At 60.4% G+C, this 26513-nt stretch carries 28 protein-coding genes; 14 read left to right on the top strand and 14 right to left on the bottom strand.

The annotated features are described in order from the left end of the window. Positions 1-50: 50 nt before the first annotated feature. The 3 genes from E8M77_RS06045 (at position 51) to E8M77_RS06035 (ending at position 2213) form a co-directional block, all read left to right on the top strand. On the top strand, positions 51-401 hold the full coding sequence (locus tag E8M77_RS06045) for an ArsC family reductase (protein ID WP_137129712.1): 351 nt from the start codon (positions 51-53) through the stop codon (positions 399-401). A gap of 17 nt (positions 402-418) precedes the next feature. Then, complete coding sequence (ybaK, locus tag E8M77_RS06040; RefSeq protein WP_137129711.1) at positions 419-898, top strand: Cys-tRNA(Pro) deacylase; 480 nt, start codon at positions 419-421, stop codon at positions 896-898. 61 nt (positions 899-959) lie between these two features. Next, a complete protein-coding gene (locus E8M77_RS06035; protein ID WP_137129710.1) occupies positions 960-2213 on the top strand; it encodes an aminopeptidase in 1254 nt (417 codons plus the stop codon). A 76-nt stretch (positions 2214-2289) separates the two neighbouring features. On the opposite strand, the gene E8M77_RS06030 is transcribed toward E8M77_RS06035, so the two are convergent. The 3 genes from E8M77_RS06030 to E8M77_RS06020 form a co-directional block, all read right to left on the bottom strand. After that, positions 2290-2514: a hypothetical protein gene (locus E8M77_RS06030; protein WP_137129709.1), complete on the bottom strand. Its 225-nt coding sequence runs from the start codon at positions 2512-2514 to the stop codon at positions 2290-2292. 134 nt (positions 2515-2648) lie between these two features. Then, positions 2649-2858 (bottom strand): cold-shock protein, encoded by a 210-nt coding sequence (locus E8M77_RS06025; RefSeq protein WP_047514662.1) that lies wholly within the window; start codon positions 2856-2858, stop codon positions 2649-2651. 269 nt (positions 2859-3127) lie between these two features. Beyond that, on the bottom strand, positions 3128-3988 hold the full coding sequence (locus E8M77_RS06020) for an EamA family transporter (protein WP_137129708.1): 861 nt from the start codon (positions 3986-3988) through the stop codon (positions 3128-3130). Between the two features lie 45 nt (positions 3989-4033). Here E8M77_RS06020 and E8M77_RS06015 point away from each other — a divergent pair, with 45 nt between their 5' ends. After that, entirely contained in the window at positions 4034-4522 is a 489-nt protein-coding gene (locus E8M77_RS06015) for a MarR family transcriptional regulator (RefSeq protein ID WP_137129707.1), read from the top strand. On the opposite strand, the gene xseA is transcribed toward E8M77_RS06015, so the two are convergent. Continuing rightward, on the bottom strand, positions 4519-6135 hold the full coding sequence (gene xseA / locus E8M77_RS06010) for an exodeoxyribonuclease VII large subunit (protein ID WP_137129706.1): 1617 nt from the start codon (positions 6133-6135) through the stop codon (positions 4519-4521). The genes E8M77_RS06015 and xseA overlap by 4 nt on opposite strands. Positions 6136-6338: 203 nt before the next feature. Between xseA and E8M77_RS06005 the strand changes: the two genes are divergently transcribed. Further along, entirely contained in the window at positions 6339-6587 is a 249-nt protein-coding gene (locus E8M77_RS06005) for a hypothetical protein (protein ID WP_137129705.1), read from the top strand. Between the two features lie 6 nt (positions 6588-6593). Here the strand turns inward: E8M77_RS06005 and E8M77_RS06000 are convergent, their stop codons facing one another. Beyond that, positions 6594-8444 (bottom strand): hypothetical protein, encoded by a 1851-nt coding sequence (locus E8M77_RS06000; protein ID WP_137129704.1) that lies wholly within the window; start codon positions 8442-8444, stop codon positions 6594-6596. A gap of 140 nt (positions 8445-8584) precedes the next feature. On the opposite strand from E8M77_RS06000, the gene E8M77_RS05995 reads away from it, so the two are divergent. Continuing rightward, the gene (locus E8M77_RS05995; protein ID WP_137129703.1) at positions 8585-9589 is read left to right on the top strand and encodes a glycosyltransferase; all 1005 of its coding nucleotides are present in this window, start codon (positions 8585-8587) and stop codon (positions 9587-9589) included. Continuing rightward, complete coding sequence (locus tag E8M77_RS05990) at positions 9586-9981, top strand: GtrA family protein (RefSeq protein WP_137129702.1); 396 nt, start codon at positions 9586-9588, stop codon at positions 9979-9981. Before E8M77_RS05995 ends, E8M77_RS05990 begins: the two co-directional genes overlap by 4 nt. 6 nt (positions 9982-9987) lie before the next feature. Here the strand turns inward: E8M77_RS05990 and E8M77_RS05985 are convergent, their stop codons facing one another. Together E8M77_RS05985 and E8M77_RS05980 are read right to left on the bottom strand one after the other, a co-directional pair. After that, a complete protein-coding gene (locus E8M77_RS05985; RefSeq protein WP_137129701.1) occupies positions 9988-10974 on the bottom strand; it encodes a Gfo/Idh/MocA family oxidoreductase in 987 nt (328 codons plus the stop codon). 409 nt (positions 10975-11383) lie between these two features. Beyond that, on the bottom strand, positions 11384-13669 hold the full coding sequence (locus E8M77_RS05980; protein ID WP_137129700.1) for a hypothetical protein: 2286 nt from the start codon (positions 13667-13669) through the stop codon (positions 11384-11386). Positions 13670-14039: 370 nt separating this feature from the next. On the opposite strand from E8M77_RS05980, the gene E8M77_RS05975 reads away from it, so the two are divergent. The 4 genes from E8M77_RS05975 to E8M77_RS05960 all read left to right on the top strand — a co-directional run bounded on the left by E8M77_RS05975 (position 14040) and on the right by E8M77_RS05960 (position 17079). After that, positions 14040-14594: an isochorismatase family protein gene (locus E8M77_RS05975; protein WP_137129699.1), complete on the top strand. Its 555-nt coding sequence runs from the start codon at positions 14040-14042 to the stop codon at positions 14592-14594. After that, positions 14591-15577 (top strand): helix-turn-helix domain-containing protein, encoded by a 987-nt coding sequence (locus E8M77_RS05970; protein ID WP_137129698.1) that lies wholly within the window; start codon positions 14591-14593, stop codon positions 15575-15577. The genes E8M77_RS05975 and E8M77_RS05970 overlap by 4 nt, the downstream gene beginning before the upstream one ends. A 105-nt stretch (positions 15578-15682) precedes the next feature. After that, entirely contained in the window at positions 15683-16633 is a 951-nt protein-coding gene (locus tag E8M77_RS05965; protein ID WP_137129697.1) for an aldo/keto reductase, read from the top strand. Beyond that, the gene (locus E8M77_RS05960; RefSeq protein WP_137129696.1) at positions 16633-17079 is read left to right on the top strand and encodes a GNAT family N-acetyltransferase; all 447 of its coding nucleotides are present in this window, start codon (positions 16633-16635) and stop codon (positions 17077-17079) included. The genes E8M77_RS05965 and E8M77_RS05960 overlap by 1 nt, the downstream gene beginning before the upstream one ends. Positions 17080-17085: 6 nt before the next feature. Here E8M77_RS05960 and E8M77_RS05955 read toward each other — a convergent pair whose 3' ends face one another. Further along, entirely contained in the window at positions 17086-17976 is an 891-nt protein-coding gene (locus E8M77_RS05955) for a LysR family transcriptional regulator (protein ID WP_137129695.1), read from the bottom strand. Positions 17977-18097: 121 nt separating this feature from the next. Here E8M77_RS05955 and E8M77_RS05950 point away from each other — a divergent pair, with 121 nt between their 5' ends. The 3 genes from E8M77_RS05950 to E8M77_RS23840 all read left to right on the top strand — a co-directional run bounded on the left by E8M77_RS05950 (position 18098) and on the right by E8M77_RS23840 (position 20661). Continuing rightward, positions 18098-19093, top strand: a complete 996-nt coding sequence (locus tag E8M77_RS05950) for an aldo/keto reductase (protein WP_137129694.1) — start codon at positions 18098-18100, stop codon at positions 19091-19093. A 237-nt stretch (positions 19094-19330) separates the two neighbouring features. After that, the gene (rsgA, locus tag E8M77_RS05945) at positions 19331-20353 is read left to right on the top strand and encodes a ribosome small subunit-dependent GTPase A (RefSeq protein WP_246659141.1); all 1023 of its coding nucleotides are present in this window, start codon (positions 19331-19333) and stop codon (positions 20351-20353) included. Between the two features lie 149 nt (positions 20354-20502). Continuing rightward, positions 20503-20661, top strand: a complete 159-nt coding sequence (locus tag E8M77_RS23840; protein ID WP_170975763.1) for a hypothetical protein — start codon at positions 20503-20505, stop codon at positions 20659-20661. A gap of 127 nt (positions 20662-20788) precedes the next feature. Here E8M77_RS23840 and E8M77_RS05940 read toward each other — a convergent pair whose 3' ends face one another. The 6 genes from E8M77_RS05940 to rpmI form a co-directional block, all read right to left on the bottom strand. Next, positions 20789-21088, bottom strand: coding sequence for an HNH endonuclease (locus tag E8M77_RS05940; RefSeq protein WP_137129692.1), 300 nt, complete (start codon positions 21086-21088; stop codon positions 20789-20791). 125 nt (positions 21089-21213) lie between these two features. Next, positions 21214-21354, bottom strand: a complete 141-nt coding sequence (locus E8M77_RS23835) for a hypothetical protein (protein WP_170975762.1) — start codon at positions 21352-21354, stop codon at positions 21214-21216. An 824-nt stretch (positions 21355-22178) separates the two neighbouring features. Further along, complete coding sequence (pheT, locus tag E8M77_RS05930; protein WP_137129691.1) at positions 22179-24605, bottom strand: phenylalanine--tRNA ligase subunit beta; 2427 nt, start codon at positions 24603-24605, stop codon at positions 22179-22181. A gap of 23 nt (positions 24606-24628) precedes the next feature. Continuing rightward, complete coding sequence (gene pheS, locus E8M77_RS05925) at positions 24629-25714, bottom strand: phenylalanine--tRNA ligase subunit alpha (protein ID WP_137129690.1); 1086 nt, start codon at positions 25712-25714, stop codon at positions 24629-24631. Positions 25715-25838: 124 nt separating this feature from the next. Further along, positions 25839-26243 carry a 50S ribosomal protein L20 gene (gene rplT, locus E8M77_RS05920; protein WP_137129689.1) on the bottom strand — a complete coding sequence of 135 codons (405 nt, stop codon included), beginning with the start codon at positions 26241-26243 and terminating at the stop codon, positions 25839-25841. A 39-nt stretch (positions 26244-26282) separates the two neighbouring features. Next, positions 26283-26486, bottom strand: a complete 204-nt coding sequence (rpmI, locus tag E8M77_RS05915) for a 50S ribosomal protein L35 (RefSeq protein WP_037079683.1) — start codon at positions 26484-26486, stop codon at positions 26283-26285. Between the last annotated feature and the right edge of the window lie 27 nt (positions 26487-26513).

Here is a 26513-nt window from a genome sequence, read left to right as displayed (position 1 = left end):
TCTTGAGCATTGCGCGCCAGATCGCGCCGCCAATCGACGAAGGAGACAGCATGATCACTATCTACGGAATCAAGAATTGCGACACGATGAAGAAGGCCCGCCTGTGGCTGGAAGCCCATGGCGTCGCCTACCGGTTCCATGATTACAAGGCAGACAGCATCGATTCTGCACATCTCATGGCATGGTCCGATGCGCTGGGCTGGGAAGCCATCCTCAACAAGGCGGGCACAACCTTCCGCAAGCTATCGGACGAAGACAAAGCGGGCCTTGACCGCGACAAGGCGATCGCACTGATGCAGGCGCAGCCCTCGCTGATCAAGCGGCCGGTGCTGGAAACCCATGGCGGCTTGACGGTCGGCTTCAAGCCTGAAACCTATGAGGCCCTGTTTTCCTCCCGCTGAACCGCAATAGGCCTTTCATGTCCAGGACCACGCGCGCCACCCAGGCGCTTGCCAAGGCCGGCATCGCATTTACGGCGCATAGCTATGACTACGACCCCGGTGCCGAGCGCATTGGCCTTCAGGCGGCAGAGGCGATCGGCGAGGAGCCGCACCGCGTCTTGAAAACACTGATGGCCGAGGTGGATGGCAGACCGGTCTGCGTCGTCGTGCCCTCGGATCGCGAAGTGTCGATGAAGAAACTCGCCGCAGCCTTTGGCGGCAAATCCGCCGCCATGATGAAGCCCGCTTCTGCCGAAAAGACGACTGGTTACGTGGTGGGCGGCATCAGCCCCTTCGGCCAGAAAAAGAACGTGCCGACAGCCATTGAAGCGACCGCCCTGTCCGAACCGCTCGTCTATGTGAATGGCGGCCAGCGCGGGCTGCAGCTGCGGCTTTCCCCAACCGATGCCGCGCGGTTTCTTGACGCCATCATCGCCGCCGTCATTGCCGAGGGCTGAGCGATGCGCACACCCGCCCCACAATGTCCTGATTGAATAATGCGAAAGACAGGTTGAGCCCATGACCCTTCATTCCAAGATCGAAACCGCCATCGACCCGGTGAAACTGGACAGGCTGGCGGAAGTCGCCGTCAAGGTCGGCCTGCAATTGCAGCGCCATCAGGACCTCGTCATCACCGCGCCGATTTCCGCGCTGCCGCTCGTGCGCCTCATCACCAGCCATGCCTACAAGGCCGGCGCCGGTCTCGTCACCACCTTCTATTCCGATGAAGAAACCGTGCTTGCCCGCTATGCCCATGCGCCGGATGCCAGCTTCGACAAGGCGTCAGGCTGGCTCTATGAGGGCATGGCCAAGGCCTATGACCAGGGCGCTGCACGTTTGGCGATTTCCGGCGAAAACCCGATGATGCTGGCCAGTGCCGATCCGGAAAAAGTGGCGCGCGCCAACAAGGCCAATTCCATTGCCTATAAGCCGGCCCTGGAAAAGATCTCCAATTTCGACATCAACTGGCATATCTGCTCCTATCCCAACCCGGCCTGGGCGCGCCAGGTGTTTCCCGGCGTCAGCGAGGAAGAGGCCGTTCACCTGCTGGCGGAGGCGATTTTTTCGGCCTCGCGCATCAACACACCGGATCCGATTGCCGCCTGGAACGACCACAATGCCAATCTGAAGAAGCGGTCCAGCTGGCTGAACGGCGAACGGTTTGCCGCGCTGCATTTTACCGGCCCCGGCACGGATCTCACCGTCGGTCTTGCCGATGGTCATGAATGGCATGGCGGCGCTTCGACCGCCAAGAATGGCGTGACCTGCAATCCCAATATCCCGACGGAAGAGGTGTTCACCACGCCACATGCGCTGAAGGTGGAGGGCATCGTTTCCTCCACCAAGCCGCTTTCGCACCAGGGAACGCTGATCGACAATATCCAGGTGCGCTTTGAGGCCGGACGTATTGTCGAGGCCAAGGCCTTAAAGGGCGAAACCGTGCTCACCAAGGTGCTGGATACGGATGAAGGCGCACGGCGCCTGGGCGAAGTGGCGCTGGTGCCGCATTCCTCGCCGATTTCAGCCTCGGGCGTGCTGTTCTACAACACGCTGTTTGACGAGAATGCCTCCTGCCACATCGCGCTGGGACAGTGCTATTCGAAATGCTTCCTCGACGGCGCATCCTTGACGCCGGATCAGATCCGCGCACAGGGAGGCAATTCCTCGCTCATTCATATCGACTGGATGATCGGGTCCGACAAGGTGGATATCGATGGCATGCGCGCTGATGGCTCGAAAGTGCCTGTCATGCGCAAGGGCGAATGGGCGTGAAACACAATCCTGTCTGACGACAGAAGGATGGCTTTCTCTGCCACATTGCTCGTCCCGGTCAGCCGGGGCGGGTCTTTTATGTCTTGCGGGCGCGCTTGGGTGCCGGTGCAGCAGTCACCAGTGCACGGGCTTCTTCTTCCTTGGCCAGACGCGCTTCGCGCAGGCGCTGGGTCTTTTCGTCACGGGCCACGACGACGGCATCAAGTTCCTCATGGGCGCGGTCGCGCGACAGGAACTGCGATTGCGTCTTGCCGAAAGCAATTTCGGCCTGCTGGCGCGGCTTGCTATAGGTCTCAGTCATATCAATCCTCCTCAAGTTGGATCTTCGCTCGACAAAAACAAAAAAAAGGCCAGGCAAGTGCCTGACCTCATTCGGGATCATGTGTTCAACAGTGCCGGTACATCCGCGGTCAAAGCAAACGGACCCCGTTCTGTTCAGGCAGCCTGAAGATTGCAGGCCGACATCTTGCCCGACTTTGCGTCGCGCTCGAGGTCGTAGCCGATCTTCTGGCCTTCGACGATTTCGCGCATGCCAGCGCGTTCGACGGCAGAGATGTGAACGAAGGCGTCAGCGCCGCCGTTGTCAGGCTGGATGAAGCCGAAACCCTTGGTGGAATTAAACCATTTTACTGTGCCAGTGGTCATGATGAACCCTTTCATAGCGCGTTGAGATTATCCGCATCACGACGTGATGCAGAGTATGGTGGCGATTTTTGAAAGGAAGTTCGTCCAGAGCACACACACGAGGCGGCGCGATAACCAAAGCTAAACAAGCAAAATTCGATAAACCATGAATAGAGGCATTGCGCCTATATGTCAACTTTTAGTTTCGAAGGTTGTATCTTTCTCGATCATCGCGCGTCTTGTGCGGACGCCAGACCCTTCGAGGATGGGCGATGGCCGCGTGTTTCCCGTCAGCCCTTGGCGGCACTTTTCTGCGCTGCCCAGACGCTTGCCAGAACTAGCGCCACGCCGAGACCCTGCACGCCATCCAGCCCTTGACCCAGCAGGCTCCAACCGAGCAGCACGGCGACAACAGGGCTGAGGAAACCGAGCGCTGAAGCCGCGGACGGCCCAATGCGGGCAAGGCCACGGAACCAAAGCAGATAGGTAAAGGCAGCGCCGATCAGACCGAGATAGACAAAGCCAATCAGGTTGCCAAGGGTCGGCACCGGGATCATCGGTTCCAACATCAGGGCAGCCGGCATGAGAAGCAGGCCGCCTGCTGTCAGCTGCCATGCGGTGAAGGTGAGCGGCGAAACGGGTGGCTTCCAATGGCGGCTGAGGACCGTGCCGCATCCCATGGACACGGCGCCGGCAAGCCCGGCTGCCACACCCAGCGGATCAAGCCCGGCGCCTGGCCGCAAGACCAGCATGGCCACACCGCAAAGCCCGGCGAGACCGGCCAGAATGGCGCCAAACCGGATCGGCGTGCCGATCCAGAGGCGCGCCAAGCCTATCACCACCAGCGGCTGCACGGCACCGACAGTGGCCGCCACCCCGCCCGGCAGGCGATAGGCCGCGACGAAAAGGCAAGCCCAGAAGAGGGCAAAGTTCAGGGCACCGAGCACAAAGCTTTTCCACCACCACGCGCCCTGCGGCAGCTGGCGAACGATGAGAAGCAGCAGCAGGCCGGCCGGCAGCGCCCGCAGCGCGGCCACGCTCAGCGGCACGCCCGCAGGCAGGAGCTGCGTGGTGACGATATAGGTCGATCCCCAGATAGCCGGGGCAAGGGCCGTCAGGCCGATATCGGTAAGGCGGGACATGAGACGCATTTCCATTTATCTTGACGTCAAGATAAATGCGGCGATAGTGGCGGCATGGATCATGTCGATAGAATTCTAAAGCAATGGCAGGGCGCGCGGCCTGACCTCGATACGGCACCCATGGGGCTTCTCGGTCGCCTGGGCCGGCTACATGCCCATCTCGTGCGCGAGACAGACGCAACCCTTGCCGAACACGGGCTGAACCGGGCGAGTTTCGACGTGCTGGCCACGCTGCGCCGCGCAGACGAACCCCACCAACTGTCTCCAGGCGATCTGCTCGCCGCGACCATGGTGACCTCTGGCACCATGACCAATCGCATCGACCAGCTGGAAAAACAGGGACTGGTGGCACGCATCGCCCACCCGCAGGATGGCCGCAGCACGCTGATCGGCCTGACTGAGAAGGGTTTCGACACCATTGACCGCGCCGTAACCGCGCATATGAAAAACCAACACCGCATGACGGAGGCTCTGACGCGCGAGGATTTCCAGGCGCTGGACCGGCTGCTGGCAACCTATCTGGCGGCGTTCGAAGGCGGTTAAAACAGGCTACCCTGTTTCGGCGGGCCCTCTGCAGGTTCCACGGGCTTTGCACTGCGCTTTTTTGAAGTGGGCGCAGAGGATGACGGGGTCGAGACCAGCGGCTCTGAACCCTCGCCCGCCAGCGCCGAGATGCGCCCATCGGCAAATTCCAGCGTAATCGCGGCACCTGCGGCAATCGCCTCAGCTCGCGTCAAGGGCTGGTCATTCTCGTCACGCACCACGGCATAGCCGCGCTGCAGAACATTCTTGTAGGAGAGCGATTGCAATACCCGGTCCTGCGCAGCCACTGCCGCCAGCCGCTGGCCCATGGCATTGCGCATGGAACTGTCGGCATGGCGCATCAGCGCAGTCAGCTGCAGGCGCTCGCGGCCGATATGGGTAACAAGCCTGGCCGGCAGCGCCGCAAGCGACACTTCGACCCGGCCGATGCGGCCGCGCTCGCGCATCAGCTGGCGCTCCAGACAGCGATCGGTGCGCAGCACGTGTTCAACAATATGCCGTCGGCGCTCGGCCAGCCGAACCGTCAGGAGTTCGAGCCGCAGCCCGGCCTTTGCCCGCTCCAGACTGCCGCGCTTGACCAGCGCCGTCTTTTCCAGCCCGCGGCCAAGCCCCATCGCCGCCTCATCAAAGCGACGGCGCGGCAGAGCCAGCAACTGATCAAGCGAGGGCAGCGCGCGCACCAGTGCCTTCAGGTTTTGCCGGCGTGTGTCCATCTGGCGCGAGGAGCAGCCACGCAGGCGCGCAGACAGCGCAGCAATCTGCGCCTGAAGATCGGCCTTTACCGGCACCGCCATTTCGGCAGCCCCGGTCGGCGTTGGCGCACGCACATCGGCGGCATGGTCGATCAGCGTCCAGTCCGTCTCGTGGCCGACGGCCGAAATCAGCGGAATATGGCTTTCCGCAGCAGCCCGCACCACCGCTTCATCGTTGAAGCTCCAGAGATCCTCAAGACTGCCGCCGCCGCGCGCAACGATCAGTACATCCGGCCGCTTGATCGGCCCATCCGGCCCAAGCGCGTTGAAGCCGCGAATGGCGCTCGCCACCTCGTCGCCAGAGCCCTCGCCTTGCACCTTGACCGGCCAGACGATGACATGCACCGGAAAGCGGTCGGCGATGCGGTGCAGTATATCTCGGATCACGGCGCCGGTCGGCGAGGTGATGACGCCGATCACCTGCGGCATGAAGGGCAGCAATTGCTTGGCCGCCGGATCAAATAGGCCTTCGGCGGCAAGCTTCCTCTTGCGCTCCTCGATCAGCGCCATCAGCGCACCGGCACCGGCCGGTTCCAGCGCCTCGATGACGATCTGGTATTTCGAGGAACCGGGAAAGGTGGTGATCTTGCCGGTGGCAATCACTTCCATGCCCTCTTCCGGGCGAAAGCGCAGCTTGGAGAACGAGCCCTTCCAGATCACCGCATCGATACGGGCCTTATCATCCTTCAGGGAGAAATAGGCATGGCCCGAGGAATGCGGGCCGCGATAGCCGGAGATTTCACCACGCACGCGCACATGGTCGAAGGCGGTTTCCACCGTGCGCTTGATCGAGCCTGAGAGCTCCGACACGGACATCTCGGCAAGATTGGTGGGGGAATCGGAAAAGAGCGGCCTGTTCATGGCATCAGTCTAGCCGATCGCGGGGCAGCTTTCACCCGCCGCAAAGACAAAAACAGTGTGCAACACTGGCACAGCGGCTTTGCAATTTACCAAGGCTTAAACCTGCCAGCGATCTTTTCCGGCAAAACGGCCCAGGCAGCAATCTTTGTTAGCCGCCTTGCGCCAGGTTGCAGGTCAGTTTCGTCATGCAAAGGGTGCAGCCCGTGCTTTTTCTTACCGCCGTTTCGCTGGGCCTTGCCGCCGGCACCACACGGAAGGCCGTGGCCATCGTGCTGTCGCCGCTGTTGCTCATCGCCGTCTTCGGCCTTGCCGCGATGGTGTCAGCCGGAGGCGTGTCCTTCATCGACCTTCTGATTGCCATTGCCGGGCTGAATGTGGGGCTGATCTGCGTTCTGGGCGCGATGCTTCTGGCAGCCGTGCTCAGCCATCCCGCCTCAACCTCGCGCCCATAGCCCGTCTTACAGCTTGCGCATCATGAAGAACCGGAAGCCATCCTTGTCGGCGACGCGGGCCGGCTCGAGAAACGCCGGCACGATGCCCTTTGCCAATTGCGCATAAAGCCCATCCGGCTTCAGCCGCATCAGGCTTTGCGTCTGCGGGTCCGAGGGGCAAAAGGCCAGAACATCCACCTTGGCGCCGCGCAGAAACGCTTCTGCATCCTTCGGCGTTGATAGCCCGATATGCAGTTCCGTCAGCATGCCGGATTGATTGCGGTGATAGGGTGCGGCTAGCACCCGGTGCGGCGTGAAGCGCAAAATGCTGGCACCGCTTTCCACCGGCGCTGCAATCACCGAAGGCGGCAGAAGCGAAAGCGCCCGCATATCGATGCGGCTCACGCATCTGCTGGCATTGCCCATCGGGGCGCTTGCCTGCGTCAGTGCGCTAATGGTGATGGAATTGCCGATGCCCTTGATACTGACAATGCCGAGGAAGAACCACACGACCGGCACCGAGAGAAGCACGGTGACGACATAGACAAAGCCGGCATTGATGTTTTCCGGTTCCGCATGCGACTGGCGGCGCAGATCGGTGATGATCAGCGACAGAGGCAGGATGGACAGCGCGCTGGCCAGATAGGAGCCACGCACCTGGATCAGCGAGACGACGAAGGCGGCGCTGATCAGCGCCAGCAGAACCAGGTGGATTTCCGGTTTTTCGCGATCGAGAATGCGAAAGGCGCAGATGGCCACGGCAAACAGGCCGACCGCATAGAAGCCACCCACGGTTTCCGGCAGAAGGCGGATCTGCGACAGGATGGATTGCGCTTCCGTCACCTTGCTCAGCCAGAGTTCCACCAGCATGGGATCAAGACCCGCCAGCGGACTGCCCAGGCACTGCGGCGCAATCAGCACGGCAGTCACCAGCAGTGCGGCGCCCAGACCTGCAAGCGTTAACATCCGGCCCTTTCCGCCCAGATGCCGGCCAAAGCGCGCCATTAGGAACAGGCCGCCGCCGCCCAGCGCCGAAAGCGCATAAAAGCCGAGCGAGAGATTATCGCAGGTCACCACCCCCCAGGCAGAGGGTGGCACGGTGGCAAAGAAGAACACCGAAATGGAAACGGACAGCGACAGGCCAAAGGCACGGGCTGCACGCCCGAAGGCCTCGCCATGAAAGGCCCATTGGGCGGCAATACAGGCGCAGGCCACCGCCACAACCGGCACGGTTTCCGCACCAATTGCAATGGCCAGCGCCGCCAGAGCCCCCGCCATCATATGGCTTGCCCCGGCGCGGCGCCGGTCCACCATCATGGCAGCGAGGAACATCAGGATGACCTGCTGCACATTGTGATGGTCAATCGCGCCCGGATGGAAGCGGATGGAGGTGAAGGCAAAGAGCGCGGCAAGGCCAAAGGCGATATGCATGGTTTCGACGCCGCCCATGCGCCGTCCGCCAAGTCCGGCGGCCGCCATGAACAGGACGGCCAGAAAAAGCGGCCAGACCGCAAGCGCCAGCATTTCCGCCTGCTCGCCTGCCCCGACAAATAGGGCAAAAAACCTTATCAGTGCGGCAATCGGCAGATCGACAAAGCGCGACCAGTGCATCAGCGTGCCGCCATCCAGCCCCAGCCGGTACTGCATCATATCGAACCAGCCCTGGCCGGCCAAAAGATCGCGCACCTCCACCAGACGCATCGCATCGTCATTGTCTGGACCGACATAGTCAGTGGCGCCCATGACATGAAACACCAGAATCAGCGCTACGAGCACCAGCGAATAGGCGGCAAGCGACGGCAGGAACAGGGCCCAGATGCCCATGGGCTGCCGGCGTTCGTCACCGGCCATGCCGGCTTCGCTGAAAGGGTGGTTCATCGTCTTTATCCTCGCAGTCACAAGCCGAATCCCGAGGCCGGGCGACGATCGAAACCTAGCTTTAACCTTCTCAAGAAATAGTAAAATCTTGGAAGCGCCCGGTCTGGCGATTCCGGTTTGCCGTGTATCGAGTGGAAATCATGGAAAAAGCCGCAATGAACGGGCTGCAGGTGGCCGTGCTTCTGCCCTGCTATAACGAGGCGGCGACCATTGCTTCGGTGGTGCGCGGCTTTAAGACAGCGCTGCCTTATGCGCGCATCTATGTCTATGACAACAATTCAACCGATGGCACGGCGCTCGCCGCCATGCTGGCCGGCGCCGACGTGCGCCGCGAACGGCGCCAGGGCAAGGGCCATGTGGTGCGCCGCATGTTTGCCGATATCGAGGCCGATCTGTACCTGATGGCGGATGGCGATGGCACCTATGCGCCGGATGATGCCGAAGAGCTGATCCGCACGCTGCTGACGGAACGCGCCGATATGGTGGTCGGCACGCGGCGCGGCGTGCATGACGATGCCGGCCGTCAGGGCCATGCCGCCGGCAACCGGCTGTTCAACCTTCTCTACCGGCGCCTGTTCGGCACGGATTTCACCGATATCTTCTCCGGCTACCGCGCCTTTACCCGCCGCTATGTGAAAAGCTTTCCCGCCGTCTCGACCGGCTTTGAGATCGAGACGGAAATGTCGGTGCATGCCTTCCGGCTCAAACTGCCGGTGAGCGAGTTGGAACTGGATTATGGCCGCCGTCCGGAAGGCTCGTTTTCCAAGCTTTCCACCTTTCGCGATGGGGCGCGCATACTCAGCATGTTTGCCATGCTGATGAAGGAAACCCGGCCTTTCGCCTTTTTCGGCCTTGTCGCGGCCGGTCTCTGTGCCTCTGGCATTGCCCTGTCGATCCCGGTTCTCACCGAATATGTCGCGACGGGCCTTGTGCCGCGCATGCCCACCTGGATGCTGTCGCTGGCGCTTGTCTCGCTCTCGGCAGTGGCATTGACGGCCGGCATCATTCTGGATTCGGTGGCGCGTGGCCGCAATGAAATGCTCAGGCTTGCCTATCTCAGCCAGCCGCAGGCAGCCTCCATGCAAAGCCCGGCGCTTGCCGTGACGCCAAAGGCCTTCGACGAGACCGAGACCCGCGCCGCGTGAAGAAGCTCATCCGTTTTCTGATTGCCGGCGGCTTCGGCTTCATCATCGATGCCGGGCTGACCTATCTGCTGATCAGCTTTGCCGGCTTCAGCCCGTTTGCGGCGCGCATTCCGGCCATCCTCTGCGCCATGGCATTTACCTGGGCGTTCAATCGCACATTCACGTTTGAACCCTCGCCGCATTCGCTGGCCAAGGAAGGCTTTCGCTATTGGGCGGTCGGCATCACCTCTGCGCTGTTGAACTACGCGCTCTATTCGCTGCTGATCCACCGCCTGCCATTGCTGCAGCCGGTGGCGGCGGTGGTGCTATCGTCCATGGCCGCCACGGCCTATTCCTTCTTCGGCTATTCGCGCTTGGTGTTTCGCCACCGGCGCATCAAGGAAGAGGATTGAGACGGCTTACACCGTCTCCCAGCCATCATGCTCGCTGGCGCGGTAGACAGCATCGATGAAGCGCTGGTTGGCGCGCGAGCTTTCCAGTGAAACGACCTCTGCCGCACCGCCCATGGCCTTGCTGGCAAAGGCTTCCGCTTGGCGCCTGTATTGGCGACTATCCGGGAAGCGGAAGATTTCCGAGCGGCCATGCTTCTGGTCGGTCAGTTCCACTTCTTCGGCGCCGTAACGATCGGCATTGAACGGCGATTTCACCTCGATGAAACCGTCGGTGCCGTGAAACACCATCTGCTGGCGCGCCGCCATCTGGGTGGAGATATAGAATGTCAGATCGAAATCCGAAAAATCCGCCTTGACGCTTGAATAGATGTCGGTGCCGAAATCCTTGTCGCGCACCGTCGTCGCCTGCACGCGCAAGGGCTCCTTGCCCGTCGAAAACCGTGTCGCCATCGTCGGATAGACGCCGATATCCGGCAGGCCGCCGCCCCCCAGTTCCGGAATATTGCGCATGTTGGAAGCGTCACGATTAAAGTAAGTGAACGAGCCCTGCACATGGCAAAGCCGCCCGACAGCACCTTGCCCCAAAAGTTCGCGCACCTTCAGCCAGACCGGTGCATAGGTGATCATGAAGGCTTCGGCGATCAGCACCTTGTTGGTGTCGCGCGCCGCAATCAGCCGGTCAATCTCCTCGGCTTTCAGTGAAATCGGCTTTTCGCAAAGAACATGCTTGCCGGCCTCGGCCGCCTTGATGGTCCATTCCACATGCTGGCTGGTCGGCAGCGGAATATAGACCGCATCGATCACATCGGAGGAAAGCATTTCCTCGTAGGACCCGAAGGCATGCGGCACGGAAAACCGGTCGGCCATGGCCCGTGCCCGTGACAGATCGCGGCTGGCAATGGCCGTGACCACGCAATTTTCCGCGTCCTGAATGGCCGGCACGACCGCCTGCTGGCCGATCTTGGCCGTGGATAGAATACCGAAACGCACCATGATTTCCTCCCAATATATCTGCCGGCGCACATTAGGGACGGGGCGAGCCGGATGCAATGATGTGGGGGTGGGGGAAGGGAGATGGCCAAGTCTATAGCGGCAGTAAATTAAATGGCTGCTATCGCGCACAGCAGACCACTTTAGCCGCTTTCGACCCATTTGCTGCCGCTGCCGGTATGTCCGCAAGTGATCGGTTCGTCGACATTTTTCAGAGGCTTGCGCGAACACTTTCGGTGGCACTTAGTGGTCAATAGCCCGATTCTCATCTGCCGATATCGCAGGGCCTATGACTACGCTCTGACGCCAACGAACTGAAAGTTTTGCGGCGCCGCCTACTTGCCACGGTTGGAGACCGGCGTCCTCCGCAGGAGCCAAGGAGAGGGAACCGGTTGCCACCAAGCTCACTCATTTAGGGAGTTTCCGTAATCCTGCCGACAAGCGCTGGCTTCACAACATCAAGCCATTGATTATACCGGCGGGCATGAAAACGTTGTCCGTTGACGTATAGAAACACGCTGTGCACCTCCCAGTCACCATAGAACCAGTACCCCCAGCCACTGAGCATTTCGAACACGCGGGCGATCGTATATTGGCTTCCTACCAAGTCACGGACAAAAAGGCCGTTCGGAAAGAGTAAATTCATCTTGTCGGTCAGGTCGTATCCATCGATTTGGTCGCGCTCGCTCCTGTCCTTGAAGAAGGTATCATCGGGATTTCCAAAGTCCTTACCGGCAAGCTTTACGTTAATAGTGTCATTCGTGCCCGCGCCGAAATCATCCCCGGTCTGGACTATCAGTTCGAGCGAGGTGATGCGTGTATCCGCAGTGAGAGGCGTCGCCCAAGCCACAATCGTCGAAGCGACTTCGGCGGTTATTCGTGTCGCCTTGCCCCCGAACGGCGACCCGACAATTGCTGACGGTTCGGGCAGCCCTTGCACATGCACGCCCAAGACCTGTTGCGTTCCAACCTTGTAAACTGGGGAGCCGCTGTTACCCGGCCAGGTATAGATAGCCGGATACCAGAAAGATGTGCGACTAAATGAATCGATCGGGCCATTGGCCGTCCACATCGTGTGTGATGGTGAACCGTCAGGGTTTGTCTTGTCGCCCGGATACCCAGCAACGGTCAGAGACGTGGTGCGAAGTTCGTCGTCGGTGGCAACCGTCGCAGTGAATCCCGTCCCCCCCCAATCAACCGCGGATTTGGGGACGATGACGGCGCCTAGATCATGGAGGGGATACTTGATAACGCCACCATTTGCATCGACTAAGTAGCGGATGTTGGCTTGGATACTGTTCGCCCGAGCGGTGTAGCTGGCATAGGGCTGAACCGATCCATCACGTGCCGGATAGACGGTGATCGACTTTGGAAAGCCAAGCTTCTTGTCGAAAGCGTTATGACCCGCCGTAACGACCACAGCGAAGGGGCCTGGCGTAGCAACGAGCCAACCTGAGCCGCTGTACCGACCACTCTGATATTCAATGACAAGGTCGCATATCCATTTGGTCGGCATGACGTCGGTCGGAGATACTCTAACGCGATTATCGACTACAGTTATGGTTGACGGCACGTCGGCGCCAACCATAGGCAACATCGAATGCGGCGGGGGTAGTACGACGCCAACATAGGCGCCGGTCATCTTTGCTCCGTACCAACCCTGCCAACCGTTCGTGTCCACACCGCCATGCTCGAAAGAGACAAATCGGACGCCTGTAGGATAGTCAATAAAGGTCGTTCCAACGCGCGAGAAAGGATAGGCGTAGTTAGGCAGGAGAGGCGTGCTTACCTCTCCCGTCGTGAAACTCTCAATGACGGTGTGGTTCACATCCAGCAAATTGACGGTAAGGTAATACTTTGAACCCGAGTCGCTGCGACCGCACATCCAGTCTTCAATACGGATGTCGGGCGACTGGTCGAGTTGCTCTGCGGTAAAGCCAGCGGCCACTAGATCAACGATCTGCTGTTTCCTGGACCAACCCCACGATGTGACGAAGTTGCTTTGACCAGCGCTCGACGGACAGGACCAAGCAACATTCTCTGTTGACCAACCGTTGCCGCCGGATGACAGTACCGTCCACCCGGTCATGCCGTTGGCGCCGTCGGGATTCTGAAGAAGGTTTCGATGATGCGATGGCGCGGTGGCGACTTTAACGGAAGCGCCCGTCATCTTTGCCCCGTACCAGCCTGACCAGTTCACTCGATCCGTGCCGCCATGCTCGAAATAAATGAACCGGACGCCGGGTCCATAACGATGGAAATCCCTCAAGATGCGCCGCCACGGGTAGGTCCAGCCACCCGCACGTGGCGTGTCTAGTTCGTTTGTCACCAGCGATTTGATAACATTTCCCTGCGCATCGCGCAGTTCAACGCGAAGCTCGTAGGAGCTGGGCGCATCGCAGCGACCGCACACCCAATCGCTTACGTAGATACGCGGCGCCGTATCGAGATAGTTTGGATCGAAGCCGGCGGCGACGAGGTCGATGAGCTGCGATTTCTTAGCCCAACCAAATGACGACACAAAGTTCGTTTTGCCAGCTGTTTCTGGACAGGACTCACCAGGTCCGTCCTCGGTTGACCAGCCATTCCCAGGCGACGATTCGATCGTCCAACCAGTCATTCCTTGACTGGCATCGCCGTTAACGATCAACTCCCGAAAAACGTCTTCAATCGCCATCTGCCACGCTGCTTCGGACATTGTCGCTCAAGTCTCCCCTGTCTTCTAAACAGGATATCCAACGTCAGTACCGATGCAAACGCAATTCCAGATGAATGATATTGAATATCCACAACCCAATTTATCTGCCGACAAGAGGCAACGACGGAAGGCATCATCGACGCCTGACGAACATCTAGAAACAGGCCGGCCCAATATACCAATATGAATGGTTGCCAACGCACTCTTCCGCGTTTCCTCGTCCTTTTCGGGAAGATCCGCTACCGCCATCAGCGTCTAGAATGCCCCACCACATGTCCCAAAACGTCCGCTCAACGTCTTTATCCCCCCTTTTGGCTCTGGCGTAAAAGCCTATTCTTCGGCTATTCCTAATCCCATGGAGAGCTCGAAAATGTCCGAGACCGCACTCATCGTCATTGATGTCCAGCAATCCTTCCCTCACCGCCCCTATTGGGATGCGGCGGATCTGCCCCGCTATCTGGAGCGCCAGCAGGCGCTGATCGATGGTGCCGAGGCGGCCGGTATGCCTGTCATCCAGATCTTCCATGTCGAGGATCAGGGTCCTTTTTCGAAGGAGAGCGGCCATGTGCGCACGCTGGACGGCATTCGCATCAGCCCAACCCGCATCTTCGAAAAGCGCCGCCATTCCGCCCTTGTCGGCACCGGTCTGGATGTCTGGCTGACGCAAAACGGCATCCGCCATGTCATCATTTCCGGCATCCGCACCGAGCAATGCTGCGAAACGACGACCCGCCACGCCTCTGATCTCGGCTTTGCTGTCGATTATGTGTCGGAAGCCACCCTCACCTTCCCGATGGTGGATGCACTCGGCGTCACCCGCTCGCCGGAAGAGATCCGCCGGCATACGGAGATGGTGCTCAAGGACCGTTTTGCCCGCATCGCAACCGTCGAGGATGCACTGGACACAGCAAGGCGTGCCGCATGATACAGCCGGCGGCGGACACGACACGGATCATTCCCGTTTTCATGGTCGTGCCGCCGCATGCGCTGCTTCTGGATATTGCCGGGCCGATGGAAGTGCTGCGCTATGCCAACCAGGCGCAGACGCAGGCGCGTTTCGAGTTACACTATCTGGGAGCCGCTCAGCGCCAGACAACCTCGATCGGCCTTGCGCTTGACGGGCTGGAACCGCTGCCGGAGAGCCTGCCGCCCGGCTCCATGGTTGTCGTTTCCGGCAGCATTTCGGCCCCGCCGGATGCGGGCGTGGAGAAGGAGCGGCGCGTGCTGTCGCGCTGGCTGTCGTCTGCGGTCACCAGCGATACGATGCTGGTCACCATCTGCTCCGGCGCTCTGCTGGCAGGTGCTGCGGGGCTGCTGGAAGGCCATGCCTGCACCAGCCATTCCGATTGCCTTGCCGATCTGCGCAAACTGGCGCCCACCGCGCAGGTTCTCGAAAACCGGCTCTATGTGGAGGATCGCCAGCGCTTTTCGAGTGCCGGCATTTCCACCGGCGTCGATCTCATGCTGCATATTGTGGCAAGGCTCACCACGCCGCAGGCCGCCCTGTCTGCGGCGCGCAAGATGGTCGTCTATCTGCGGCGCAGCGGCCATGATCCGCAGATTTCGCCCTGGCTTTCCGGCCGCAATCACATTCATCCGGCCATTCACCGGGTGCAGGATGCCATCATGGATGATCCCGCCGCCGATTGGTCCGTGGAGCGTCTGGCTGACATCGCCTGTCTCAGCGGGCGCCACCTGTCGCGCCTGTTTCGCGAACATTCCGGCCTGTCGCTGATCGACTATATCAACCTCATCCGGGTGACATTGGCGCGTGACATCATCAGCCAATCGCGGCTTGATCTGGAAAATGTTGCGGCCCGCACCGGCTTTGCCTCCGCCCGCCACCTGCGGCGTATCTGGAGCCAGCATTTCGACCAACCACCCAGCTTGCATCGTTTCTCCACCTGACCCATCACGCAAATTGAATGGTGCATGACATCCCACAGCGTTAGCCTTGTGCGATCGGCGCGGGAGACCGCGCGTCGCCCGTCATTCCATCAAGAGGTTTTCCGCATGCATCTGCGCCCGCTTGGCCGCACCGGCCTTTCCATCGCTCCTGTCGTCTTTGGCGGCAATGTCTTCGGCTGGACGGCCGATGAGAAGACCTCATTTGATCTCCTCGACCGGTTCTTCGAGGCCGGCTACAACACGATCGATACGGCCGATGTCTATTCCGCCTGGGTGGACGGCCATCAGGGCGGCGAAAGCGAGGCAATCATCGGCCAATGGCTGAAGCGCGGCACGGTATCCCGCGACAAGGCGGTGATCGTCACCAAGGTCGGTTACGAGAACAAGGACCGCAAGACGGGCCTTTCGAAGCGCTGGATCGAAGAGGCGGTCGAGGCCTCGCTCACTCGCCTCGGCACCGATTACATCGATCTCTATCTCGCCCACAAGCCGGATCCGGATGTGGCAATCGAGGAAACGCTGGAGGCGTTTTCAAGGTTGAAGCAGGCCGGCAAGGTGCGCGCCATCGGCTGCTCCAATTACAATGCTAGCCAGCTGCAGGATACGTTCGATGCGGCGCAAAAGGCCGGCCTGCCGCGCTTTGATGTGCTGCAGCCGGAATATAATCTCTATGCCCGCCAGAAATTCGAAGGCCCGCTGAAAGACCTCTGCATTCGGGAAGACATTGGCGTCATCAGCTATTATGCGCTTGCCGCCGGCTTTTTGACCGGCAAGTATCGCAAGGCTGAAGATGCGGCCGGCAAGGCACGCGGCTATCGCATGGCAGATTACCTGAACGACAAGGGCCTGCGGATTCTGGCCGTTCTGGATGCGATTGCCGCAGAGACCGGCGCCTCGCTTGCCACGATCGCCATCGCCTGGGTTGCTGCGCGCCCCGGCATCACGGCACCGATTGCCTCTGCCACCAGCCTCAGCCAGTTGCAGGCACTGCTGGAGGCCGGCACGCTGACGCTGTCCGACAGCCAGATGCAGGCACTGAACGAGGCAGGTGCCTGATGCCCGATATCCTCATTCGCGACGCCGAACCTTCAGACGAAGCGGCCTGGAAAAAGCTCTGGGCCGATTATCTTGCCTTTTACAAGGTGACGCTTGCCGATGATGTGACCGATCATACCTGGTCGCGCATTCTCGATCCCACCTCACGCGTTGCCATGCGCGTGGCGGAGGTGGACGGGCAAATGGCCGGCTTTGCCATCCACCATTTTCACGATTCCACCTGGGTGAAGACGCCGGATTGCTATCTGGAGGATCTCTTCCTTGATGAAAGATTTCGCGGCAAGGGCATTGGCCGGGCCCTGATGGAAGATCTCGTGGCCCTGTCTCAGAAAAACGGCTGGTCGCGGCTTTACTGGCATACCGACGAGGGCAATCAAACGGCGCGCAAACTTTACGACTCGTTCGTCAAGTCCGACGGACACGTGCGCTACCGCATCAAATTCTGACATGTCTCATGCGCGCCATCGGAAGAAATCGACGAAGGCGCGCAGAGATGGCCGCATCTGCCGGCGCGAGGGATAGTAGATGTAGAACCCATCAAAGGGCGGGCACCAGTCTTCCAGCACCCGCACCAGCCGCCCTGCCGCAATATCCTCCTCCACACGCCGGTCAAAGACAAAGGCAAGCCCGAGCCCGTCGATCGCCGCCTGGCGCATCAGGTGCTGGCTCGAAAGGATCAGCGGCCCGCTGACATCAACCACCACCGGCTTGCCCTGTTTCTCCAGCTCCCACCGATAGATTGCGCCGCTTGAAAAGCGGCGGCGAATGCAGCGGTGGCCGATCAGTTCACGCGGCTGTTGCGGTGGGGGGTTCTTCTCCAGATAGGAAGGCGCGCCGACGATTGTCCCCTGCCAGGGGCCGCTTGCCCGGACGGCCACCATATCCGCTTCCAGGTGTTCGCCCAGCCGCAATCCGGCATCAAAGCCCTTGTCGACAATATCCTCGAAACGGTCATCGGTGCGCAGATCAAACTCGATCTGCGGATAGAGCGTGAGGAATTGCGCCAGCCGCGGCATGATAAGCTCTTCGGCTGCCAGCATCGGCATGGTCAGGCGCAGGGGGCCTGCCGGCTGGTCGCGCCGCTCCGCAAGTGTTTCCAGCGCGGCAGCAATCTCCGTCAAGGCAGGCGTCAGGCGCTCAATCACCATCCGGCCTTCTTCTGTCGGCGCCACGCTGCGCGTCGTGCGCTGAAGCAGGCGCAGCCCGAGACTTTCCTCAAGAGACGATACCGCATGGCTGACGGCTGAGGGCGCGATCTTCAGCTCGGCTGCCGCCTTGCGAAAACTTCTATGTTCGGCCACGGCGGCCAGAACGGCGAGTTGAGAGAGCTGTGTGCGGTTCATTGTTCTAAATGATAGAACAGCCCGTTGGAATTTGCATCTATTTTCCTTCTCATCCGCAGGCCCTAGATTACAGTAATCGGCAGCCGCTCTGGTCTGCCTCGACAACACGGAGACCATTGCCATGCACACACGCACACTTGGCACGCTGACCACCTCGGCACTTGGGCTGGGCTGCATGGGCATGACCCATGCCTATACTGCCACGGTCGATGAACCGGCTTCGCTTGCAACGCTTGCCCGCGCCGTGGAGCTTGGCGTCACGCTTTTTGATACGGCGGAAGTCTATGGACCCTTCACCAATGAGGAACTGGTGGGCAAGGGCCTGAAACCCTATCGCGACAAGGTGCTGATCGCCACCAAGTTCGGCTTTACCATTGGCGACAAGGCCAAGGCTGCCCGCCCGTCAGGCACCGACAGCCGGCCGGAAAACGTGCGCGCCGTGGCGGAAGCCTCGCTGAAGCGGCTCGGTGTCGAGGTTATCGATCTTTTCTACCAGCACCGTGTCGATCCGGACGTGCCGATCGAAGAAACGGTCGGTGCCATGGCCGATCTTGTCGCGGCCGGCAAGGTGCGCGCGCTTGGATTGTCAGAGGCCAGCGCCGAAACCCTGCGCCGCGCCCATGCCACCCATCCGATTGCCGCCATCCAGAGCGAATATTCGCTATGGACCCGCGACCCGGAGGAGAATGGCGTGCTCGATACCTGCCGTGAACTCGGCATAGGCTTTGTGCCCTTTTCGCCGCTTGGACGCGGTGCGCTGACCGGCGCTCTGAAAAATCTCGATGGCCTGTCCGATACGGATTTCCGCCGGGGCCTGCCGCGCTTCCAGGCAGACAATTTCGATGCCAACCTGGCGCTCATTTCGATGCTGGAGCAGATGGCGGCAAACAAGGGCGTCACCGCCGGCCAGCTGGCACTGGCCTGGGTTCTGGCGCAGGGCGATTTCATCGTGCCGATCCCCGGCACCACCAAGATCGCCAATCTGGAAAAGAATGTCGCTGCTGCCGACATCTCCCTGTCGCCTGCCGAACTGCAGGAACTCGGCGATCTTCTGTCGCCCGCCAAGGTGAAGGGCGAACGCTATCCGGAAAGCATGGCCAAGATGGCCAACCGGTAGGGTTAGCCAGTAGGCAATAGGCAGTAGAAACGCTGCGGCATGTCAGCCCCTCCCCCTTGTGGGGAGGGGTTGGGGAGGGGCCTTCCTCCCCAACCGGCCAAGCTTCCCCTTCAGTAAATCGCCGCCCCAAAAACATTTCCCGCGTCACCGCCCCGTTTCTGCGCTATGAGAAGGGCCAACTGCTTTGACCAAGGAAATTCCGCCCATGTCACGCTCTCAAACCCTTGGTCCTGCCGCTTGACCGGTCTGTCCGACATAGCCGGCCTTGCGCGGCTGGGCTGCAGCGCCTTCTTTACCGATCAGGTGCGCGCTGAGGAAACCGAGCTTCTCGTGCGGCGCATCTCATCCGTCCACCGCGATCGGCTGGATGCAATCGATGCCAGCGGCCCGGTGCCGATCGAGCTTCCCCCCAATAGCAATACTGCCGATTTTGCCGTGGGAGACTGGGTTCTGGCCGCACCCTATACCGGGCTTCTGATGCGCCGGCTGGACCGCCAGACTGTGTTGCAGCGGCGCACGGAAGGCGCCTTTGGCCAGCAGCTGGCCGCTGCAAATGTCGATACGCTGTTCATCGTCACCTCCTGCAATGCCGATTTCAACCCCTCGCGGCTGGAACGCTACCTGATCATGGCCAATGAGGCTGGCACACAGCCGGTGATCGTCTTGACCAAGACCGATACGGTGGAGGATGCGCAGGTCTTTGCCGATCAGGCACTGGCGCTGCAGCGCGATCTGCCGGTCGTCATGGTCAATGCGCTCTCGCCGGATGCCACAGCACCGCTTCAGCCCTGGTGCGGCCCCGGCCGAACCGTGGCGCTGGTTGGCTCATCGGGCGTCGGAAAATCGACGCTCGTCAATACGCTGGCCGGCCCCGATGCTGAAACCCAGCAGAAAACCGGTGCGATCCGCGAGGCCGATGCCAAGGGCCGCCACACCACCACCGCCCGCTCGCTGCATGCCATTTCCGGCGGCGGCTGGGTGATCGATACGCCGGGTATCCGCACGCTTTATGTGAGCGACGTGACAGATGGCATCGATACGCTGTTTGCCGAAATCACCGAGCTTGCGCCGCATTGCCGCTTTCGCGATTGCACCCATGCGCATGAACCGGGCTGCGCCGTGCAGGCGGCCGTCAAAGCCGGCACGCTGGATGCAGCCCGACTGGAACGCTGGCGCACTTTGTCTTCCGAAAACCGCGATCGCACGCCGGTCTATAGCGGTCCGAAGGGTAACAAGACCCTGCGCAAGAAGAAATATTGAGTTCTGCGGCTTTATACCCCATATAGGTGTCATAGCGCTGCAGGCTTTGCGCGCGACTGTCGCCGAGACCGTGGCGAACGCACGTCCCCGCTCAACGGCACAAGAGATGCACCGGCAACCCGCCGGAGCCATAAGGATTGGAAACTTCCATGTCAGACCCGAAAACCGATGCCGTAGCGCAGGGCTACGAGCCCATTCCCTTTGCCAAGAAGCACCGCATCTCGGTGGAAGATGCCAAGGCGATCCTTGCCAAGCATGGCAGCGACCGTAAGAATGCCGACAAGGAAGGCCGCCGCGTCAGCCTGTAAGCCGTGCAGCCGCCGGAAGGCGGCAGCCCTTGCTCCCTTCTCCCTCATTCGTGGGAGAAGGTTCCGGCTACAGTGCAAAATGCGCTGAGCATGGGCAAAATTGCCCGGCAGTGCGAAGGCTCGATGGTTAGATCAAGGTGTGTTTCACCACGTCTGCAACACTATCAACGGTAATACCGCGCCGCTTGCAATAGGCCGACTCCAGCCAGGTGGTCAGCAGCTTCGCGCCCTTGCTTGAATTGCAGGAACGGCAACATAGTACGATATTCTCTCTGGTTATTATGTTTGCATCGTTGACGACATGCTCCCAGCTCCTATGGCTGCCTTTGCCGGTACCACCACCAAAGTTGCAGCGGCAATAGACGCAATACTTGTCTCGCTCGCGAACTTCTTGTTCCAGCCAGTCGGGAATGTTCCATCGGTTCATGCCGCTATCCTACTTATCCAGCCCCATTGACCGGGTAGACCGCACTGGCACAAACGGGCTTTCTACCAGTTTCCCTAGCATATCTATTGAGGCAAGGCCGGATGGCTTCAGCCGGATTGCACAGACTAGCAGGAGACAGCATTCTGAAATTTATTGGTGGTACCGTCGGCGTCATTTTCATCATCGGCCTGATCGTGGTCGTTTTGCTGCTCAAGCTGATCTTTTAAGGCGCGATGGCGACGGTTGGCTTTCGCCTCTGTCGACATTGCCAGGCCCCCCTCTGCCCTGCCGGGCATCTCCCCCTCAAGGAGGGAGATCGGTAAGACGCACCCGCTTCTTCCTAAGCAAAGCACTCGACGATGAAGTTGTCATCTGCACCGCAGCATTTCGGAAAGACAGCGAGGCTGGCTACACGGTGATCTCCCTCCTTGAGGGGGAGATGCCCGGCAGGGCAGAGGGGGGTACAAAGCCCTCCCCATAAAATAAATTCCATCCCGTCATCCCCGCCTCTCCAGCTTGTGCCTACACTCTCCCCATCCCGCAGCGGATACACCGGCAGGCGTGCTGCGATGCGGGGCCGGTTCGGGTCAGGCGGGTGAGATGCAAAACCCCATCATCCGAGTCCGTCAAAACTGTCTCCCCCCGACGACACGGCAGGAAGGAGAAGCGCGTCGGACGAAAGCGCCGATCCTTGTCAAGGCGCCCAGCTGCGCGTCGGGCACACCTGTTGGGTGTACAAGGGGAAGGACGGTGCAGGGTCTCATCGCCCGTTGTCCGCTCGGGTTTTCCACCCATGGAAACACCGGGAACGGCGATGGAAAAAGGCACCAGCCGGTCCTTTCAGGCAGAGAGGCCGAACCGGCGGATAAAAATGCCGAACGGGGCGCTGAAAGGTGTCACCCTAACAAACCCTTACGAGGCAGCTTTCAGCGCCCCGACCGATAGGTGACAAGGACAATTCAAGCCACGGATCGAACAGGTCGCGTGAACGAGGGCGCCTGCCCGATCTTTGACAGAGCCGCACCCAGACGCAGAACAGCCGGAAGGCAGTTTCCCGCATCCCGGCCGAAGCAATGTTTCAGGGCGCAGATCAGGCGCGCAGGCTGCCGCCCGTCGTTTTTTCGACATTGGCGACGATCTTGGCTGTCAGCGCGTCGAAATCCTCATCCGTCAATGTCTTGTCGACGGGCTGGATCAGCACTTCGATGGCAATCGACTTCCGGCCCTCGCCGACCGACGCGCCTTCGAACACGTCAAAGACATTGACGCCGGTGATCAGCTTGCGGTCGGCAGTCGTTGCAGCCTTGATCAAGGCACCGGCCTCGACGGACTTTTCCACCACGAAGGCAAAATCGCGCTTCACCATCTGGAAGGGCGAAAGCTCCAGCGCCGGCTTGGTGCGCGTCGCCTTCTTCTTCGGCTCAGGCATGGCATCGAGATAGACCTCGAAACCGGCCAGTGCACCCGACACATCAAGCGCCGAAAGCGTGTTCGGGTGGAATTCGCCGAAATGGCCAAGCACGACTTTCGGGCCCATCTTGATGGTGCCGGAACGGCCCGGATGATACCAGGCGGGACCGCCCTGCTCCACCTGCACATTACCCATCGGCAGGCCGCAGGCTTCGATCACGGCCAGCGCATCGGCTTTTGCATCATAGACATCGACCGGCTTGCCGCCGCCCTTGGCCGCATTCGACCAGGATTTTCCAGCGCCGGAAAGCGAGGCCGTGCCACGGCGGATACCGCCTGCCACGCGCCGCTGGGCATCGGGCGTGTCGCCCTCATAGGTGCCAGACACTTCGAAGATCGCCACATCGCCAAAACCCTTGTCGGCATTGCGCTGGGCAGCCGTCAGAAGCCCCGGCAAAAGCGAGGGACGCATATCCGACATATCGGCGGCAATCGGGTTGGCAAGCTTCAGCTGCGGCTTGCCGCCGCCAAACAGCTTGGCCTGTCCTTCAGAAATGAAGGACCAGGTGACCGCTTCCAGCATGCCACGCGAGGCGAGCGCTCGCTTCGCCGTGCGACTGCGCACCTGCAGCACCGTCAGGATACGACCATTCACCGTGCCGAGGCTTTCGAGCGGCTCGGGCCGGATCTGATCGACGCCATGGATGCGCATGACCTCTTCCACGAGATCGGCCTTGCCATCCACATCCGGGCGCCAGGAGGGCACGGCAACGGTTGCCATGCTCTCATTGCCCGAGACAATCTCGAAGCCGAGACCGGTCAGGATCTGCCGGCTCTCCTCGAGCGAAATCACCAGGCCCGTCAGGCGCTTCACTTCGGCGAAGGGAAAATCGATATGGCGTGCATCATGACCCTTGTAGCCGGCGACCTTGGCCTGCGCTGCCACACCACCGCAAAGATCCAGCACCAGCTGTGTCGTGCGCTCCAATCCCGGCATCATATATTCCGGGTCCACGCCACGCTCGAACCGGTAGCGCGCATCGGTGATGATACCGAGCGAACGGCCGGACTTGGCCACATTGATCGGGTCCCACAGCGCCGATTCGATCAACACGTCCACGGTGTTTTCATCGCAGCCGGAATGTTCGCCGCCCATGATGCCGCCGATGGATTCGACGCCCTTGTCATCGGCAATCACCACGGTATTGGGTGTCAGCTTATAGCTGCGCGTATCGAGCGCCAGGATCTCCTCGCCCTCCTTCGCGCGCCGCACGGTCAGATTGCCGGCAACCTTGGCCGCATCAAACACATGCATCGGCCGGCCCTGGTCGAAGGTCATATAATTGGTGATATCGACCAGCGCATTGATCGGGCGAAGGCCGATCGCCTTCAGCCGCGTTTGCATCCAGGCCGGGCTCGGGCCGTTCTTCACGCCGCGCACCAGGCGCAGCGCAAAGCCGGGGCACAGGCGCTCGTCATCGAGATCGATGGTGACGGTAACCGGCGTTTCGCCGCTGACGCTAAAATCAGGCGCTTTTGACGCCTTCAGCCTGCCGAGACCGGAAGCCGCCAGATCCCGCGCAATGCCGTAAATGCTTGTGCAATCCGGGCGGTTCGGCGTCAGATTGATTTCGATCATCGGATCGTCGAGACCGACATAGGCGGCAAAGCTGGAGCCGACCGGCGCATCGCCCGCCAGATCGATAATGCCGTCATGGCTATCGGAAATATTCAGCTCCTTTTCGGAGCACATCATGCCATGGCTTTCGACGCCACGGATATTGCCCACGGCCAGCGTCACATCGATGCCAGGCACATAGGTGCCGGGGCGCGCCAGAACACCAACGAGACCTTCGCGCGCATTTGGCGCGCCGCAGACGACCTGAACCGGCTTACCCTCACCAGTATCGACCATCAGCACCTTCAACCGGTCGGCGGACGGATGCTTTTCAGCAGACAGGACCTTGGCAATGACGAAGGGCCTATAGGCCGCCTTGTCATCGACATCCTCGACCTCAAGACCAATGGCCGTCAGGCGTTCGCAGATCTCGCCGAGGGTGGCGTCGGTATCCAGGTGATCCTTCAGCCAGGAGAGTGTGAATTTCATGTGTTCTATCCTCCTTGCCGGATTTACTGGCTCAACCCACCAAACAGCGTCGGCATGTCGAGCGGGCGGAAACCGTAATGGCTCATCCAGCGCACATCGGCGTTGAAGAAGTCGCGCAGGTCGGGCATGCCGTATTTCAGCATGGCAATGCGGTCGAGGCCCATGCCCCAGGCAAAGCCCTGATATTCATCCGGATCAAGCCCGCCGGCGCGCAGCACATTCGGGTGCACCATGCCGCAGCCGAGGATTTCCATCCAATCCGAGCCTTCGCCAAATTTGACGATCGGGCCGGACGAGCGGTCACACTGGATGTCCACCTCAAAGCTTGGCTCGGTAAACGGGAAGAAGGACGGGCGGAAACGCATGGTGACGCTATCGACCTCGAAGAAGCTCTTGCAGAACTCTTCCAGAACCCAGCGGATATTGCCGACATGGCTCTTCTTGTCGATGACAAGGCCTTCGACCTGGTGGAACATCGGCGAATGGGTGGCGTCACTGTCCTGGCGATAGGTCTTGCCGGGAATGACAATGCGGATCGGCGGCTTCTGGTTTTCCATGGTGCGCACCTGCACCGGAGACGTGTGCGTGCGCAGCACCTTGCGGTCACCGTTTTCATCCGGCGGGAAGAAGAAAGTGTCGTGCATCTCGCGGGCCGGATGGCCTTCCGGGAAATTCAGCGCCGTGAAATTGTAATAGTCGGTCTCGATATCCGGCCCTTCGGCGATCGAGAAACCCATATCGGCGAAAATGGCGGTGATCTCATCGACGATCTGGCTGATCGGGTGGATACGGCCACGCTCGGCCGGCGACGAGCGCACCGGCAGTGTCACATCCAGCGTCTCGGCGGCAAGCCGGGCGTTGATTGCCACATCGCGCAGCACGATCTTGCGGGCGGACAGCGCTTCCGTCACTTCGGTCTTCAGCGCATTGATCGCTGCACCCCGGCTCTGGCGCTCTTCCGGCGTCATGGCGCCCAGCGTCTTCAAAAGCTCGGAAACGGAGCCTTTCTTGCCAAGGGCTGCAAGGCGCACCGCCTCAATGGCGGGCTCATCGGCAGCCGATGCGATATCTGCCAGAAGCTGCGTCTTCAAACTGTCGAGATCGGACATTTTCCGTTTCCTGCCCTTTTTACCTCGCCGCCTTTCTGAAGACGGCCTCAGATCACATAGAAAAACCCGCGCCAGCCTGCCAGCGCGGGTTTCCCAATACCAGAATTCGTTTGGGAAGCGCTGGTTACTTGACCGCGCTTTCAAACTCGTTGGTGGTGCCGGCATCCTTGAGATAGACGAGAGCCTTCTTGGAGGCTTCGACCAGCGCGCCGAAAGCGGCCGGCTCATGGATTGCCATGTCAGACAGAACCTTGCGGTCCACTTCGATGCCAGCCTTGTTCAGGCCGTCGATGAAGCGGCCATAGGTCAGGCCGAATTCGCGGACAGCAGCATTGATACGCTGGATCCACAGAGCGCGGAAGTTGCGCTTCTTGACCTTGCGGTCGCGCGTTGCGAACTGGCGCGAACGATCCACAGCAGCCTTGGCGGCGCGGATGGTGTTCTTGCGGCGGCCGTAGAAGCCCTTGGCTGCCTTGAGGGTCTTGGTGTGCTTGGCGCGGGAAGTTACGCCACGTTTTACGCGTGCCATGTCATGATCTCCTTAACTGATCCAATAAGCGAAATGGTCTCAGAGACCGTTCGGCAGGTAGTTCTTGATGACCTTCTTGCCATCCGGTTCGGCCAGAACCATCGTGCCGCGAGCGTCACGAATGAACTTGTTGGACCGCTTGATCATGCCGTGGCGCTTGCCGGCGGCGGCAGCGACGACCTTGCCGGTGGCGGTGATCTTGAACCGCTTCTTGGCAGCCGATTTCGTCTTCATCTTGGGCATTTTGCTACTCCATATCTTGTATCGAAA

The organism is Rhizobium sp. FY34 (assembly GCF_005222845.1).
Classification (GTDB): Bacteria; Pseudomonadota; Alphaproteobacteria; order Rhizobiales; family Rhizobiaceae; genus Neorhizobium.
The sequence above is the reverse complement of the archived record's forward strand: the minus strand, read 5'-3'. Positions and strand labels throughout refer to the sequence as shown.